Genomic DNA, 14,534 nt, shown 5'->3' with positions numbered 1-14,534 from the left:
GAAAATGTCTGACCAACCGACAGAGATCGAACAGAAGATGATTGAGTTTGCCACCAAGACGGCGCAGACGATCCAGAACCAGGCCGGGCAAATTCAGGCCTTAAGCCATGTTCTGCTGATAGCGCTGACGGTTGTGAGTGAACAGAACGAGACGTTCAAAAATGATTTTGTCACACGGATCGGGCTGGTGCGCGACCAACTCTCGGACCGTCCGGTTGATCAGTTCACCAAGGATTACTTTGAGGAACTGGTGCGTTTCCTGGAAGATCCCTACACGTACTCCTCTGCGGAAGAGGCTGACGATAAACCGGGGTGGTTTAAAGGGATTATTTCTGGTGGCAAGCCTTCTGCTGAGGACGATAAAGAGTAGAATATTTAACGCAAAGGCACAAAGGATCAAATCAAAGACGCAAAGGGGATATCATGTAAAAACCATAATTCTCTTTGCACCTTTATTCGCTTTTCTTAGCGTCTTTGCGTTAACCTTCTAAGGTTAAGTCAAAGTTCTTCCAACTGCACAATCATCCCACCGATAAAACGCGGGTCGATATCTTCAAAGCCGATCGAGCAGAACTCTTCTTCCCAGATATCCAGACAGTAGGTCGCAAAGTCACCGCCACCATCCATCAATGAACCAAGCCACTTAACCGTCTCTTCCCGCAGACGCGGATTGAGCACACCCGACTGGGAGACCATGCCGTGCAGACCGGCCAGCTCTTCCTCGGCGATCGGCAGCGGTTGGAAATCACGTCCCATCAGTTTGTTGGCCAGCGAGGTCAGGAAGAATTCCACCAGGGTGATGTCATCCACATTATCCGGTTGGCAACCGGAGAGGTCTATCACCTTTGGATCAGGCATCGGGAAGTGCAGGACGTCTTCAAAGAGCTGCCGCTGGAGCTCCATCCTGCCCAGCCATTGTTCCACCATGCCGATTTCAGCGAGGCTGGCAAAGAGGCGAGTGCCACCCTGAGTCGAATCGGCGACACCTTCTAAGAAGAGCGGTGGAAACTGATGTAGAGCGCTGAGGCAAGCGCGTGCGTTGTGATCAAGATAAGGAGCAACGGAAGACTTGCCAACAATGTCGCCGCGACGCTTCAACCTCATCGTCAAGCTGAAGCCAAGGCGAAACAGGTCTTCACAATAGCAATCGGTCATACAGGTTCTGGCTGTATCAACATCGGTACCGGCCAGCCATTCCAGGCCCAGGTTGAGATACGCATCCACCTTGGCAACAACATTGGAAACCTGCTCGACATTACCCATATCGATGCGATCCGCCAGGATCACCTTGTTGACCACGTTGGCCATCTCCCAGGCCAAACCTTCATCGATTCCGTCAGCCAAAACCTCGGCCAACAAGCCTTTAGGTCGCGCCAGCGTCAGGGTAAAGCCGGGAGCACTGACCTCACTCGTACCGGGAGCCAGCTTGAAGGGGCGATCCTCACGATAGTCTTCGGGATCGAGCCAGGCGTAAACTTTTTGCGCCGTGAAAGGTTCCGGGATCCCCATGTCCAGGAGACGTCCGGTGCGTTGCTGATAAACACTCTCAACGATCAGCCCCATGGTTTCCGAACGAACCGCCTCCATCAGGTAGACGAAAAACTCCGGGGAGAAGCTTTGCAACACATCAAGCAGCTTTTCAAAAAGCTTGGCGCTGTTATCGGAATAGTAGGAGATCTCGTAGCCGCCATCGCGCTTCTTTGCATCAATGCGAGCGTCGCTGTTCTCATCGGCTTCCGGCCCCGAGATAATATCCATTTCGGCCTTGAAGATCAGAACCAGCTGCTCAAAGTTCATCTGCTGGAGAACGTCGAAGGCCTTCTCTTCTTCGCCTTGCAAAAGAGTGATCAGCCAGCGATGTGTTTTGTCGGAGTTGAACTGGTCCCCCTCCCAGCAATCGAGATCAATGAAACCACTCCATTGTTCAGGAGTTGCCAGACTCAACAGCTCCGGCAAATGCTCGGGACCACGCTCCACGGCCAGGAGATAAACTTCCTGTGCGGGGAGTTGAGCCATAAGCTCGGCACCATCGGGTGAATCAAGCAGCAATTCAGTTTTCTGTCGCGCGTCCAGACAACGTAGGACATCGATCTGCTCAACAGCTGTTAATTGTGAAAAGTCATTGATATTTATACTGGGCACAGAAGGCTTAATGGCCATGGTCTGACTCCACTTGAGTTTAATAGGGAGCACAACTTAATCTATGTGTGGTTGCGGGTCAAGTTTACACAGGTAAAGGATAACAGGAAAGTCGCTGACGACCGCAAGCTATCGGTAAATGTTGTCACGCACCGAAACTCTGATATGAGTTATGGAAAGAGATATCTCTATATCCTGAGGTCGATCATGAAGCGAAAAATTATAACCGGGGTAACCCTATCCGCCTTACTGATATTGCTGTGGGTTCTTGCTGGCTGCGGAGGTGAAGGCAGCAGCAACGGATCCGAAAAAACTCGAGCCACGGCTCCAGCATCGGTCGACCCGAGATACGTTGTCCTCAACGACCTGCTTGTTCGCCCCTGGGGACTCGCCTTTCTGCCAGATGGTCGCATACTGGTCACCGAGAAGCGCGGGCGCATGTTGATCCTGAGTGCCGAAGGCACAAGCGTGCAACAAGCTGTGACTGGCTTACCTGCGGTCGCCGACGCAAGTCAGGGCGGGCTGCTCGATGTTGCGCTTGATCCGGACTTCACAACCGATCCATGGATCTACTGGACTTACGCCGAACCCGGCACCGGTGCCGAACTGGGGCACGCAGGATCGGCCGTCGCACGCGGTCGACTCATCGGCAGCACCTTGAATGATGTCGAAGTGATCTATCGCCAAAAGCCCAAGGTCACTGGCGGCGGTCATTTCGGATCACGCATTGCCTTTCGCAGCGACCGAACTCTCTACGTCACTTTAGGCGAGCGCCAGAAGTTCACTCCGGCGCAGGACCTTACCACCACTCTTGGCAAAGTCATTCGCATCAATCGCGACGGAACGATCCCTCCAGACAATCCATCAATCATCGGCGCAGAACCGGAGATCTTCAGCTACGGGCATCGCAACCCGCAAGGTGCGGCAATCCGCCCGGGCAGTGACGAGCTTTGGGTGTCCGAGCACGGTCCCCAGGGCGGAGACGAAATCAACAAGATCGTTGCGGGCGGCAACTATGGCTGGCCAGTGGTGAGCTATGGCTGCAACTATGGTGATCCGGTCAGTGATGCTTGCCGTATCGGCGGAGGCGTCCATGCGCCGAACTATATCGAGCCTGTCAGCTACTGGGTGCCTGTCTCCATTGCCCCTTCCGGGATGATCTTTTACACAGGAGCCGGTTTTCCGCAATGGCAGGGCAACCTGTTTGTAGGTGCGTTGGTCGGAACAGCACTCTGGCGGGTCGAACTCAACGAAGATCAAGAAGTGTCGCGGGAACGTTTATTCTTTGAGCCCAACGAGCGCATCCGGGATGTTGGACAAGGACCGGACGGTTGGATTTATCTGCTTACAGATAGTGGCAAGCTTGTGCAAGTTCGGGACTGAGCAGACAACAGTGACTGTTTTTTCTGACAGGCTAAATCGGGTCATTTCGACATGATAAACCTTTTGACACAACTTATGGAACATCATGTTTTTGCAATTCTTGAACTAGCTATTAAATATTGTGAGCAGAGAAATGTCGTGAATCGAGATAATCTTCACCTGCAATGATGTGCAATTTTTGCGTGTTATTGTCGCTTAGGATGCTTTTACTTTCCCTGCACAAAGGGCTAACTCTTTAATAGCTCGACATTAAATTCTGCTTAAGTAGTTGGCATGCAACGTGCTCTATGAAGATGTGTTCCTTCATCCTTACGGTTTTTCTACTTAAGGTTATATTGCATTGAATCAAGGAGAGCTTTAATGGGGATTGATATAGATATGCCGTTAACACAAGGTGCCTGCCAACGTTTGAAGTCAGAGATGCGCGTATACTACGGGCCATCCCCACAAACGGTCCTTTCTGATTTTAGTGTTGATTTTAGCACTGGCGGACTTTACCTCAAAACCAATATACCGTTGGGAATTGATGATGATTTAATGTTGACATTTTCCCTTCATGGCCAAGGGAATAAGTCTGTTTCTTGCGGCGCTAGAGTTGCATGGGTCAATCAAGAGGAAAACCCTCTTCAACCAGAATTGCCATCAGGTGTGGGTGTGCAATTTATAGACCTAGCACCAGAAGATTTGGCTTCAATTGCGAGTTGTTTAGACATTGAAGCCATTTGGTAGTCTTATTCCATGTAGATAACACATTATAGCTTTTGTAGCGTTTCATTGATCTAAGTTCCTGAGATTTTGGAGGAAGAACGATGGCAATCAAGGTAGTGGATATTATCGTCGAGAGAAAGGGGATGATCCTCTTAACCAAAAAGGGTGATTTTTGGATATTGCCCGGTGGAAAGATTGAGCCTGGTGAAGACGAGATGCAGTGTCTGAATGAAGTTGTTGCCCGTGAAATGAATGACACGGTTGCCAGTGTTTTCAGAAAACTGGGAAAAACCATCAAAGGTCCTTCTCCGGTCAGGCCTGGCGATGTCGAAGTTTCTGTCTATGTCGGTGATATCAGTAGCGCAAAGATGTCTGACATAAAAGATTGTAATGCACATTGGTTCAGCAGGGAAAGCATACGTGCAATAAGACTTTCCAATATCACAAAGGACGTATTGGAATATTATTATTCTGAAAACAGGGAGATGTAACCTTGCGGGCTGTGTCCTGGAAACCACGACTTGTGAGAAGAAAAACGGCCTATTGTTGATAAATACATTCAGGAGTTTTTATAGTTAAATCAGCAACAACTTCAACAAATCAATCAATGTAATTCGAAGGGTTTCTTTTCAACTCAGGCATAGCCATTGAAACGACAAAGTGAGAAAGTAGCAGGGCGCTGATAAGTGATGTCGTGACAATTGTTAATGTGCCGCTTAAGACCTCGTTGAAAACAATAAGAAAACCAAAAAAGTAGACAACAAAACCTCCTGGGATAGTCGCTCTTAGACTCTGCTTTTTTTCAGCAGGAGCTACCACAAAGTTACACTTTTTACCGCAAGCCCACAAAATTCTTGTTCCGTACAAGAAGCTCACTGTTGCCGTTACAAAACAAAACATTTCACTAACCAAGTCAAACATAAATCAACCTTTCGTTAAACATAACTAATCATACTCTGGCTTGGTCAATTGTAAAGAGTTTTAATCTTAAGGCATAAAGCGTACGCGTCCAGACTACCGATCGTCATAGAAGTCACGATTAAAAGAAAAGCTGTGAAATTCTAGAAAACGGGGGCACACAATTTGTGTGTCCCCGTCACCTTAACCTTCTGGCAGACGCTTCACCCCACGCCCTCTGAAGAACCACTTCAAAGAATCAAAGATCCCTTTAAGCGCCCGTATGAGAATCGGCAGAAGCCAGATCATCAACGCCACAAAGGCCACGAGCAGGAGAAGAAACAAAAAAGGATAATAAAGGGCTGTCAAGAGACCGCCGACAACAACCGTATCTTCTACCAGTGATGCACCAATATTACTGAAAGGCTCCGGTGAAGTATTCACCAGAAGACGCGTACTGGTCTTGGCCAGATGCGTTCCCGCCGTCAACCCACCACCGACCAGCGCAGCCGAAATAGCAATGGCCGGATCAACATCACCAACAGCGGTTGCAGCCAGAACAGCACCGGCCGGAATTCGGATAAACGTATGGAGGGTATCCCAGGCGCTATCAACGCCTTGAATCTTGTCGGCAAAAAACTCGACACAATACATGAACCCGGCAACACCAATGACAATTGGATTCTGGAGGACCTGCAAAGTTTCAGGCAGCGGCACATTGCCCGAAAGCCCGAGCAGGCCGAGGACGAGAATCGCCGCGTAGAGATTAATTCCGCTGGCCCAGGCCACGCCCATGGAGAGAGCGATGTAAGGTAAGATCTCTTGCATAGTGGCAGCACACTCCCGCTATCGAGTAGAATAACTTTATAGCGGTGAAAACTTGACAGACGTCAAAGCCCGCATACGAAAATCATACTATGATCAGGGCCAATCAGCAAAGGAGCCTCACCATGCAAACCACATCTGAAACGATTCTCCTCATCACGGTCTGGACATTGACCGTCTGCGGATTATTCTTCGGAACGACGGCTAAACTGCGTAAACGCAAGGAGAGGAAAGCGAAGGAAGAGCAGAAATCAGTGCCTATCGACTAGTGACTGGTCATTAAGCTTGAGAAATTGCCTTCCCTCTGCGTCTTAGCGTCTCTGCGTTAAACGTTCCTTAAAGGTTATAAAAACAAAGGGCCAGATGATCAAATCATCCGGCCCTTGCTAATACAATTTCCACAGAAACTTTTTAAGCAACTTCCATCAACTCGATCTCGAAGGTCAGATCCTTACCAGCCAAGGGATGGTTGGCATCGAGAACAACTTTCTCTTCTGTTACCTCGGTCACCGTTGCAACCATCGGAGGCTGACCTTCACCACCCTCAGACTGCAGCTGCATGCCAACTTCGAGCTTAACGCCCTCGGCGAACTGATCATGGCCAACTTCGAAGACACGTTCTTCAACGAACGGGCCATAAGCCTCTTCGGAAGGAATTTTCACGGTCTTGACATCCCCAACAGCCATATCGACCACGGCCTTATCAAAGCCATTGATAACCTGACCTGTACCGACCACGAACTCGAAAGGCTCACGCTCGCGCGAAGAATCAAAAACCGACCCGTCGTCGAGGGAACCCGTATAATGAACCTTGACCATCTTTTCACTTGCAGTTTCAGACATATTTCCTCCTATTTTGTACCGAAAAAGTTTGCACTTGACTAACATATCAAAGGCTTGCTGTGAAGGAGATAACGACTTTTTTGCAACTTTTCCGTAAGAACAGACCTTGAACCACTCAAATATCCGTAAAACATGCTCGTTTCATTGCTTCCAGCTTATGCTAAAATGCCTTTGCGTTATCCATTAAACAGAAAAAGAGGCATCCAAATGGGTCATCTGATATCCGGCAAATCACATCTGGTTCCTCTTATCGACCGACTCAACCGTTACCCAGTCGGCCTGGTCGACAATGAAAAGCTACGCGAGATCCTCGCCCTGCTCTTCAGCGAAGAAGAAGCATTCATCGCATCCTGCTTCCCCCTTTCGGAAACCACCAGTGAAGAGTTGGCCGCTCGCACCAGGATTGATGTGAAAGAGCTGCTGCCAAAACTCGAACAGATGGCAGACAAAGGCTTGGTCGTAGACACGCCGTGCGAAGACACCACCTACTGGATGCTGATGCCCGGGTTGATCGGGTTCTTCGAATTCACCTTTATGAAAAGGCGTACCGACATCCCGATGGCCGAAGTCGCCAAGCTGATGCGTGAATACCTGCACGAGGTGCGGCCGGGCCAGGCCGAAGAGTTCTTCGGTTCGGCCACGCAATTGACCCGCGCCCTGGCCTACGAAGACAAGATCCCGCTCACTTCAAAAGTCACCCGGTGGGAAGACGCCCGAAAAATCCTGCAGGAAGCCGAGTTCGGCGCAGCGGGGATCTGCTTCTGCCGCCACCAGAAAGAACATCTCGGCGAGACCTGCGCCAAAGACGCGCCGATGGAAGAGATTTGCATCGCCCTCGGCAAGGGCGCCCAGTTCCTGGTGCGACGCGGCTTCATGGAAGAGAAGAGTACAGAAGAACTGCTCGCGATCCTGGACAAGGCTCGAAGCCACAATTTGACCCACATCACCGATAATATCCGCGAACAGCCATCATTCATCTGCAACTGCTGCTCATGCTGTTGCGAGCTGATGGCCGGAGTCCAATCTGGCTTCCCCGATGGCGTAGCCAAGACCCCCTTCCTGGCAAAGGTTGACGAAGAAGCCTGTACACTTTGCGGCAAGTGCATCAAGGTTTGCAATGCCGCCTGCATCGACCCGATCAAAGCAGAACAAACAACCCGCGTGGACCAAAAAGTCTGCCTCGGCTGCGGCGCCTGCATCGGCTCCTGCCCGGAAAACGCCCTGCAACTCGTCGAACGCGACAAGCGCCCCCGCCCGCCCCTCAACAAAGGCTTGATGTTTACCCGAATTTTAAAAGAGAAGGGTCGGTTGATGCCGATGGTGGCATCTGAGGTGAAGAAGAATTTGAAGAAGATTATTAGGGTCTGAGACTGGGGACTGGAGGGACGCGCTCGGTTAAAACCTTTACCCTTCAACCTCTCAAAAGCTAGGCAACTTTCCCCATATCCAGATGTAAAGCCTCTCGCAAATGCCAGGCCGTAGACCCCACCAAACCCTGGTTAATCGTAAAATCATCCACCTTGACCACAGGCATCACCTCCAGCGAGGTTGACGTAATGAAAACCTCATCCGCATACTTCAAGTCCTGCATTTTGAATTCACCAGTCACGACCCTTAAGTTCAACACCTCCTCACAGAGCCGGATAATGGTCGAACGGGTCACCCCTTCCAGAAGTCCGGTAGAAGCATCAGGAGTGAACACCCACTGGCCCTTGACCCAGAAGATATTCGACGAAGCGCCCTCGCAGATGTGATCCTTGTTGTTCAGCATGATCACCTCAAAAGCCCCGTAAGTCTTGGCTTCGAGTTTGCCCAGCAGGCTGTTGAGGTTACTGATCGACTTGATCTTGGGGTTAATCGCTTCAGGAGCGTTACGGCGCGTTTCGGCCAGGCGAAGCTGAATCCCCTCTGCATAATGCGCTGCATCAAAAGGCTCGAACTCCCGGGCAATGATCAGACAGGTCAAAACCTTGCCCATATCACGCTGGAAGCCCACCTGCCCCTTTCCACGAGTAATGGTTATGCGGAAATAAGCATCGTTCAAACCGTTCTTCTCTTTCAACGCCATCAGGATCTTTTCCAACTCTTCCTGCGAGAAAGTCATCGGATAGCAAAGAGCCTCGGCAGATTGCAGCAGCCTCTGGTAGTGTTTAGGGAATTGATAGAGGTGATTGCCAACGGAACGGAAGCTTTCATATATCCCGTCACCGTACAAAAGCCCCTGATCAAAAACAGAGACCACCGCCTCATCGCTTTTGACGAATTCTCCATTTAAATAAACGTAGCTCATACCTGGTTCCTTATATTCAATTTGAAGCCGAGACTCAACCTTCAATTACATGATACCGCTTCAAATCCAGATGTATATGAAAGAAAAAACAACTTCAAAAGGCCAAAAAACCAACATTCTGCCTGCGGGCACTTAACTACCTTCCATCCTTAGCAAAAACCTGTAAAAGCTCGACACCACTTGAACAATCAATCCTACCTAGGAAAAATCAACAAACCCCTGTTTTAACTTATCTTTTATCAACAAAAGTTCAAAACAAAAGAAGCCTTTAACGTTTAACAACTCTCTGTTATCACGACTTGTAATCACCAGAAAGTATGGTTAGATAAAGGACAGTTTGAGAATAAATTAATAATCCGTTGGAGTCCGTATGAGTTTTGACAACAGCAACAAAACCATGGAAAAGGAAACAACCCGCCGTTACCTGCTGGCCAACATGCTTAATGCTGCAAACAGTAGTCAACTGCAAGCGTCACATGGTCGTTGGTTCAGCTTCTGGCAAGGGCTGTTCAAATCACCGCGCACGATGTAGTCACCGTGCCCGAGCAGCTGTGTTTTCCATCCACCCCATCCCAAATGAAGCCTTGAAAGGTTTCAATCGTCACGGAAACGGCAACTCCATCTGAGCCGATTCATCGAGCAGAATATCCGTAGTCAGGTTTGATACTGTCAGTCCAAGAAGGCGCACCGGGCGCGGCCCGGCTTCGGTTTTACCCAACAGGGCATCGGCCAGGTCAAGCATGACCCCCGCATCGTCAATCGGTTCTGTCTGGGTATGACTACGGGTGACACTTTGAAAGTCGTCATAACGAACTTTCAGCGTCAGTGTCAAACCACTCGTCTTGCGCGAGATTAAAAGCGCTGAAACCTGCTTTGCCAACTTATCGAGGATGATCATCATCTCACCCTTGTCGACACAGTCCTCATCCAGGGTGGTTTCCTTGCCGATCGATTTACGAAGACGGTTTGGCACCACTTCACGGTTATCTATGCCGCGGGCAATATTGTAGAAATAAGGCCCGGAGCTGCCGAACAGTCGTTGCAGTTCCTCTTCTGAAAGCTTACGAAGATCAGCCCCTGAAGCAATGCCGCGGGCCAGCATGCGTTTTTCTGTGACTCGACCTACTCCATGAAAGCGCCGGACTGGCAGTTCGGCAATAAAAGCTTCCGCCTGTTCAGGAGTCACCACAGTCAGTCCGGCCGGCTTGTTGATATCGGAGGCCACCTTGGCGAGGAACTTGTTGTAGGAGACTCCGGCAGAGGCAGTCAGTTCCGTGCGCTTACGGATCTCGGACAGGATCTCGCGCGCCACCTGGGTTGCGAACTCGATGCCCGGCTTGTTCTCGGTGACATCGAGGAAGGCTTCATCGAGGGAAAGGGGCTCGACCAGGTCGGTGTACTCGTGAAACAGTTCACGGATCTGTATGGATACGTTACGGTAAGCCTCGAAACGCGGCCTGACAAAAACCGCCTGCGGACAAAGCCGATAAGCCCGCACGGACGACATGGCCGAGTGAATGCCGAACTGGCGCGCTTCGTAGGAACAGGTCGCCACCACTCCCCGGGAGCCTGGGTCGCCACCGACAATCACCGGCTTGCCGCGCAGCTGCGGATTGTCCCGTTGTTCAACGGCGGCATAAAAAGCGTCCATATCGACATGAACGATCTTGCGCTGCTTCACTACTTTCTCGACCTGGGTCAATGGAGTCATTGTTCCCTTCAAGGGAAAAGTCTGGGGCGTCTCTTCACAATATTCAGGGAGATATTAACATCAACAGCTCTTTGCCGCACGGATTCTGACGCAAAGCGAAAAGCATCAATCTCAATCTGGCTGCTTGAGTTATGCCGCGATAGTGCTTTAATAAAATCAGAGGTCGCTATGAGATTCTTACTTTACAATATGCGCTACGGAACCGGTCCCAGGATGCATAATCACTTGCGTTCTTCACGCAAGAACCTGGCAAAAATCACGACTTTTCTGCAGGAACTGGAGCCTGACCTTGTCGGTCTGATCGAGGTCGATCACGGTTCATATCGTACGGGCTGGAAGAATCAGGCAGAACTGATGGCTGAATCTCTGGGGCATTATCACTCGCATTCGATCAAGTACGGTCAAAGCTCCTTCTGGAGACATGTGCCCGTAGTCAGGAAACAGGGTAACGCGTTTCTAGCCCGCGATCGCATCCGCAACGAGACTTTCCACTTCTTCAAACACGGCATGAAACGACTGGTGATCGAGCTGGAGCTCGAACATATGGTGGTTTATCTGGTCCACCTGGCTTTGGGCGGGAAGGTTCGGCATCAGCAGTTGAACGCACTTTACGATCTGGTCAAGCAGACCAAACGGCCCTGCGTGGTCGCAGGAGATTTCAACATGCTCTGGGGGGACAAAGAGATAGACCTGTTCCTCGCAGCAACAGGGCTGCAAAACGCCAACGTTGATAATTTACCAACTTACCCCAGCAATAATCCACGACGGCACCTGGACTTTGTCCTCCACAGCAAAGGGATTACGGTCAAAGATTTTCGTGTCCCTCAGATTCCCTTTTCAGATCATCTTCCCGTGCTGGTTGATTTCGATGTTCAGGTTGAGAATGACCAACGCAAAGCATCACGTGCGCCGCATTGCTACTGCGATGAAGGCAAAGAGGCGGTGAAATCAATGGAGAATTTTACCAGTGAATCTTGCGGTTGAGCTGAAGGTAGATATCACGACAAAGGGCAGCCAATCGGCTGCCCTTTGTTTTTGTGTGTCGATCATGGAAAAGCTTTGTAGCTTACGCTAACTCATCTACAGCCACACGGTAGCGCGGATCTTCGATCACGTTCACTTCAATCATGCTACCGGCATTTTCCAGCAACGAGCGACACTCGGCGCTGAGGTGTTTGAGACGAAGTTTCTTACCCTGGCTCAGGTATCGTTCCGTGAGGCTGCTCACAGCCTCCAACCCAGAGTGATCACAGACCCGTGAGCCACGGAAATCAATAACAACCTCATCGGGATCTTCACCCGGTGTGAACTGGTCGTGAAAGGAACGAACCGAACCGAAGAAGAGCGGTCCATTGAGCCGGTAGGTTTTCGTGCCCTCTTCGTCGGTGGAAATGTCCGAGTAGATACGCCGGGCGTTCTGCCAGGCGAACACCAACGCCGAAACGATTACACCAACTGCGACCGCAATCGCCAGATCGGTAAAGACAGTCACGGCCGAAACCAGCACCAGGACAAGGGCGTCGCTGAGGGGAATCTTGTGCAGGATACGCAGACTCGACCAGGCGAAGGTACCAACCACCACCATAAACATGACGCCGATCAGCGCGGCCACGGGAATCATCTCAATCAGACTCGAAGCAAAGACGATGAAGCAGAGGAGAGAAAGTGCCGCAGTAATGCCAGAGAGACGGCCACGACCACCTGAGTTGATATTGATGATGCTCTGGCCGATCATTGCACAGCCGCCCATGCCGCCGAAGAAGCCGGTGACCATGTTGGCAACGCCCTGTCCAATACACTCTTTATTTCCACGACCACGTGTCTCGGTCACCTCGTCGATCAGTGTGAGGGTCATCAACGACTCGATCAAGCCGATTGCGGCAAGGATCACGGCGTAGGGAAGGATAATCATGAAACTGTCCCAGCCGGGAGACACCATCGGGATATGAAAGGAGGGTAACCCACCGGCCACCGAGGCAAGATCGCCAACAGTTTTGGTGTCAAGATTGAGACCATGGACCAGTGCGGTCACCACCAGGATTGCCGCCAGTGCTGAGGGGAAAGCCATGGTCAACTTAGGCAGGAAATAAATCACGGCCATTGTTAACAGCACCAAGCCGAGCATCAGGTAGAGCGAAGAACCAGACATCCACTGCATGACGCCGCCGGCATCGGCAATCTTAAACTGGTTGAGTTGAGCGAGAAAGATGATAATCGCCAGGCCATTGACGAAACCGAGCATGACCGGGTGGGGAATCAAACGAATAAATTTACCGAGGCGCAAGACTCCGGCGCCAACCTGAATAATACCCATCAGCACCACCGTGGCAAAGAGATATTCAATGCCATGCTCTGCGACCAAATCGACCATCACTACGGCCAGCGCCCCCGTAGCGCCGGAGATCATTCCTGGACGACCACCGATGGCAGCGGTGATCAGGCCGACCATAAATGCGGCATAAAGTCCGACCAGAGGGTCGACACCGGCAACAAAGGAGAAAGCAACAGCTTCTGGAACCAAGGCCAAGGCAACGGTCAATCCGGAAAGGAGGTCATCTTTACAGGACGTACTTTTTCTAACGAGAAACTCGAACATCAATTTTCCTCAAAGGGTTGGATCAGAACAGGAAAGCGGGCAAAAGACGCCGACTATAGTCGTCTCACAGGCTGATGGCAAGCTAATAATAAACCATGCCTGTATATCTTTATCCTATGCGGTATATGGTATTTTGTTGAGACGATAGGTTGTATCGAGGCAAGGAAGGCGAAGAAGGCCTATGGAATTAAGGAGAGACCGGTTAACTTGAGATGTTAAAGAATTCTTTAGCCATCAACAGCAGGCGTTGCTCAACTTCCACCACAAAGGCCTCTGTCGTTTGCGAGGTCATGGGCCCCAAACAATCGCGCAGGGTTGTACACGCTTGCGGCAAGAACTGTTGCGGATTATCGCAGAGGCTATAAAGGGAGTTGATTTTTCCCGTCGCTTCCACCAGGTCCATGTCGACCATCAGGCAGGCATGAGCAAGCACCGCGGCGCTCTCCCGGCTACCGCCAGCCCAGCGCTGAGCCGTCCCCACCAGTTTCTGACCGGCGACTTGTAAATTGTAGTTGCCGTCACAAAAAGAACCCGGGACTTCACCGGTGGTTGCATCGAGGTCATATCCTGCGAGAAACTCTCGCAGGAGAGCACAGAGCAGCTGATAGCCATCTTCGAGATGCCAGCCTTTAACCTTGGGATGAATCACGGCAAGGTTGATAACACCGGGGCCCTGCGGCACACAGGATCCACCGGTACAACGCACGACGACCGGCCACCCTTGAGCAGCTAAAACCTGTTGTGCTGCTTCAAAGTTGGACATACGAGATTCCCTGACTGTCGCGACCAGGCAACGGGGAGTGCTGTTGATATATAGACAAGGCCCAATTTCGCCATGACCAACCTTCTCCAGCAAGAGTTCGTCAAAGGTTACTTGCTTGTTGAGCTCACCTTTGCCGGCAAACTTTTCTAATGACCAGGGTTGATCAAAGCGCAGAAGAGGAAAATTATTGTAAAGGTTAAAGGGACTCATCAGGGCAAGACCTTAGTTTTGATTGGATAATTTTGACAGTATACTCACTTTTCGTCTGTTCAGACAATTAAGTGTCACGTCAGCGAAAGAGAGACAGAACAAAGTGGATGCCTCTGGCACGCACAGGAAATCCTGATACAGTTGTCCTCACAGACACAAAAAACCCATC

General features: G+C 50.6%; 16 protein-coding genes. 8 read left to right on the top strand and 8 right to left on the bottom strand.

The annotated features are described in order from the left end of the window. Positions 1-4 precede the first annotated feature (4 nt). Positions 5-370 carry a hypothetical protein gene (locus tag P9J64_07555; protein MDG5468178.1) on the top strand — a complete coding sequence of 122 codons (366 nt, stop codon included), beginning with the start codon at positions 5-7 and terminating at the stop codon, positions 368-370. Positions 371-498: 128 nt separating this feature from the next. On the opposite strand, the gene P9J64_07550 is transcribed toward P9J64_07555, so the two are convergent. Then, complete coding sequence (locus P9J64_07550; protein MDG5468177.1) at positions 499-2,160, bottom strand: DUF6178 family protein; 1,662 nt, start codon at positions 2,158-2,160, stop codon at positions 499-501. A gap of 186 nt (positions 2,161-2,346) precedes the next feature. Between P9J64_07550 and P9J64_07545 the strand changes: the two genes are divergently transcribed. From P9J64_07545 to P9J64_07535, 3 genes are all read left to right on the top strand, one after another. After that, positions 2,347-3,522: a PQQ-dependent sugar dehydrogenase gene (locus P9J64_07545; GenBank protein ID MDG5468176.1), complete on the top strand. Its 1,176-nt coding sequence runs from the start codon at positions 2,347-2,349 to the stop codon at positions 3,520-3,522. A gap of 360 nt (positions 3,523-3,882) precedes the next feature. After that, entirely contained in the window at positions 3,883-4,251 is a 369-nt protein-coding gene (locus tag P9J64_07540) for a PilZ domain-containing protein (GenBank protein ID MDG5468175.1), read from the top strand. Positions 4,252-4,331: 80 nt separating this feature from the next. After that, positions 4,332-4,721 (top strand): NUDIX domain-containing protein, encoded by a 390-nt coding sequence (locus tag P9J64_07535; GenBank protein MDG5468174.1) that lies wholly within the window; start codon positions 4,332-4,334, stop codon positions 4,719-4,721. 109 nt (positions 4,722-4,830) lie between these two features. Here P9J64_07535 and P9J64_07530 read toward each other — a convergent pair whose 3' ends face one another. Then, positions 4,831-5,151 carry a hypothetical protein gene (locus tag P9J64_07530; GenBank protein MDG5468173.1) on the bottom strand — a complete coding sequence of 107 codons (321 nt, stop codon included), beginning with the start codon at positions 5,149-5,151 and terminating at the stop codon, positions 4,831-4,833. Between the two features lie 180 nt (positions 5,152-5,331). Further along, complete coding sequence (locus tag P9J64_07525; protein ID MDG5468172.1) at positions 5,332-5,955, bottom strand: DUF4126 domain-containing protein; 624 nt, start codon at positions 5,953-5,955, stop codon at positions 5,332-5,334. A 122-nt stretch (positions 5,956-6,077) separates the two neighbouring features. On the opposite strand from P9J64_07525, the gene P9J64_07520 reads away from it, so the two are divergent. Next, positions 6,078-6,221, top strand: coding sequence for a hypothetical protein (locus P9J64_07520; protein ID MDG5468171.1), 144 nt, complete (start codon positions 6,078-6,080; stop codon positions 6,219-6,221). A gap of 142 nt (positions 6,222-6,363) precedes the next feature. On the opposite strand, the gene P9J64_07515 is transcribed toward P9J64_07520, so the two are convergent. Then, entirely contained in the window at positions 6,364-6,795 is a 432-nt protein-coding gene (locus P9J64_07515) for a peptidylprolyl isomerase (GenBank protein ID MDG5468170.1), read from the bottom strand. A 207-nt stretch (positions 6,796-7,002) separates the two neighbouring features. Between P9J64_07515 and P9J64_07510 the strand changes: the two genes are divergently transcribed. Then, positions 7,003-8,163 (top strand): 4Fe-4S binding protein, encoded by a 1,161-nt coding sequence (locus P9J64_07510; GenBank protein MDG5468169.1) that lies wholly within the window; start codon positions 7,003-7,005, stop codon positions 8,161-8,163. Between the two features lie 58 nt (positions 8,164-8,221). On the opposite strand, the gene P9J64_07505 is transcribed toward P9J64_07510, so the two are convergent. Further along, positions 8,222-9,085, bottom strand: a complete 864-nt coding sequence (locus P9J64_07505; protein ID MDG5468168.1) for an aminotransferase class IV — start codon at positions 9,083-9,085, stop codon at positions 8,222-8,224. 370 nt (positions 9,086-9,455) lie between these two features. Here P9J64_07505 and P9J64_07500 point away from each other — a divergent pair, with 370 nt between their 5' ends. After that, positions 9,456-9,617, top strand: a complete 162-nt coding sequence (locus P9J64_07500; GenBank protein ID MDG5468167.1) for a hypothetical protein — start codon at positions 9,456-9,458, stop codon at positions 9,615-9,617. A gap of 69 nt (positions 9,618-9,686) precedes the next feature. On the opposite strand, the gene dinB is transcribed toward P9J64_07500, so the two are convergent. After that, the gene (dinB, locus tag P9J64_07495) at positions 9,687-10,796 is read right to left on the bottom strand and encodes a DNA polymerase IV (GenBank protein MDG5468166.1); all 1,110 of its coding nucleotides are present in this window, start codon (positions 10,794-10,796) and stop codon (positions 9,687-9,689) included. A 168-nt stretch (positions 10,797-10,964) separates the two neighbouring features. Between dinB and P9J64_07490 the strand changes: the two genes are divergently transcribed. Then, positions 10,965-11,780 (top strand): endonuclease/exonuclease/phosphatase family protein, encoded by an 816-nt coding sequence (locus P9J64_07490; GenBank protein MDG5468165.1) that lies wholly within the window; start codon positions 10,965-10,967, stop codon positions 11,778-11,780. 82 nt (positions 11,781-11,862) lie between these two features. Here P9J64_07490 and P9J64_07485 read toward each other — a convergent pair whose 3' ends face one another. Beyond that, a complete protein-coding gene (locus P9J64_07485; GenBank protein ID MDG5468164.1) occupies positions 11,863-13,392 on the bottom strand; it encodes a SulP family inorganic anion transporter in 1,530 nt (509 codons plus the stop codon). Between the two features lie 202 nt (positions 13,393-13,594). Beyond that, positions 13,595-14,365: a protein ligase gene (locus P9J64_07480; GenBank protein ID MDG5468163.1), complete on the bottom strand. Its 771-nt coding sequence runs from the start codon at positions 14,363-14,365 to the stop codon at positions 13,595-13,597. Positions 14,366-14,534: the final 169 nt, after the last annotated feature.

The organism is Deltaproteobacteria bacterium IMCC39524 (assembly GCA_029667085.1).
In the GTDB taxonomy this organism is placed as follows: domain Bacteria; phylum Desulfobacterota; class Desulfuromonadia; order Desulfuromonadales; family BM103; genus M0040.
The sequence above is the reverse complement of the archived record's forward strand: the minus strand, read 5'-3'. Positions and strand labels throughout refer to the sequence as shown.

What these genes read in the sequence shown, in the direction of transcription:
- P9J64_07555 (MDG5468178.1), top strand. Translation starts at nt 5, where the DNA reads ATGTCTGACCAACCGACAGAGATCGAACAGAAGATGATTGAGTTTGCC.
- P9J64_07550 (MDG5468177.1), bottom strand. Translation starts at nt 2,160, where the DNA reads ATGGCCATTAAGCCTTCTGTGCCCAGTATAAATATCAATGACTTTTCA.
- P9J64_07545 (MDG5468176.1), top strand. Translation starts at nt 2,347, where the DNA reads ATGAAGCGAAAAATTATAACCGGGGTAACCCTATCCGCCTTACTGATA.
- P9J64_07540 (MDG5468175.1), top strand. Translation starts at nt 3,883, where the DNA reads ATGGGGATTGATATAGATATGCCGTTAACACAAGGTGCCTGCCAACGT.
- P9J64_07535 (MDG5468174.1), top strand. Translation starts at nt 4,332, where the DNA reads ATGGCAATCAAGGTAGTGGATATTATCGTCGAGAGAAAGGGGATGATC.
- P9J64_07530 (MDG5468173.1), bottom strand. Translation starts at nt 5,151, where the DNA reads ATGTTTGACTTGGTTAGTGAAATGTTTTGTTTTGTAACGGCAACAGTG.
- P9J64_07525 (MDG5468172.1), bottom strand. Translation starts at nt 5,955, where the DNA reads ATGCAAGAGATCTTACCTTACATCGCTCTCTCCATGGGCGTGGCCTGG.
- P9J64_07520 (MDG5468171.1), top strand. Translation starts at nt 6,078, where the DNA reads ATGCAAACCACATCTGAAACGATTCTCCTCATCACGGTCTGGACATTG.
- P9J64_07515 (MDG5468170.1), bottom strand. Translation starts at nt 6,795, where the DNA reads ATGTCTGAAACTGCAAGTGAAAAGATGGTCAAGGTTCATTATACGGGT.
- P9J64_07510 (MDG5468169.1), top strand. Translation starts at nt 7,003, where the DNA reads ATGGGTCATCTGATATCCGGCAAATCACATCTGGTTCCTCTTATCGAC.
- P9J64_07505 (MDG5468168.1), bottom strand. Translation starts at nt 9,085, where the DNA reads ATGAGCTACGTTTATTTAAATGGAGAATTCGTCAAAAGCGATGAGGCG.
- P9J64_07500 (MDG5468167.1), top strand. Translation starts at nt 9,456, where the DNA reads ATGAGTTTTGACAACAGCAACAAAACCATGGAAAAGGAAACAACCCGC.
- dinB (MDG5468166.1), bottom strand. Translation starts at nt 10,796, where the DNA reads ATGACTCCATTGACCCAGGTCGAGAAAGTAGTGAAGCAGCGCAAGATC.
- P9J64_07490 (MDG5468165.1), top strand. Translation starts at nt 10,965, where the DNA reads ATGAGATTCTTACTTTACAATATGCGCTACGGAACCGGTCCCAGGATG.
- P9J64_07485 (MDG5468164.1), bottom strand. Translation starts at nt 13,392, where the DNA reads ATGTTCGAGTTTCTCGTTAGAAAAAGTACGTCCTGTAAAGATGACCTC.
- P9J64_07480 (MDG5468163.1), bottom strand. Translation starts at nt 14,365, where the DNA reads ATGAGTCCCTTTAACCTTTACAATAATTTTCCTCTTCTGCGCTTTGAT.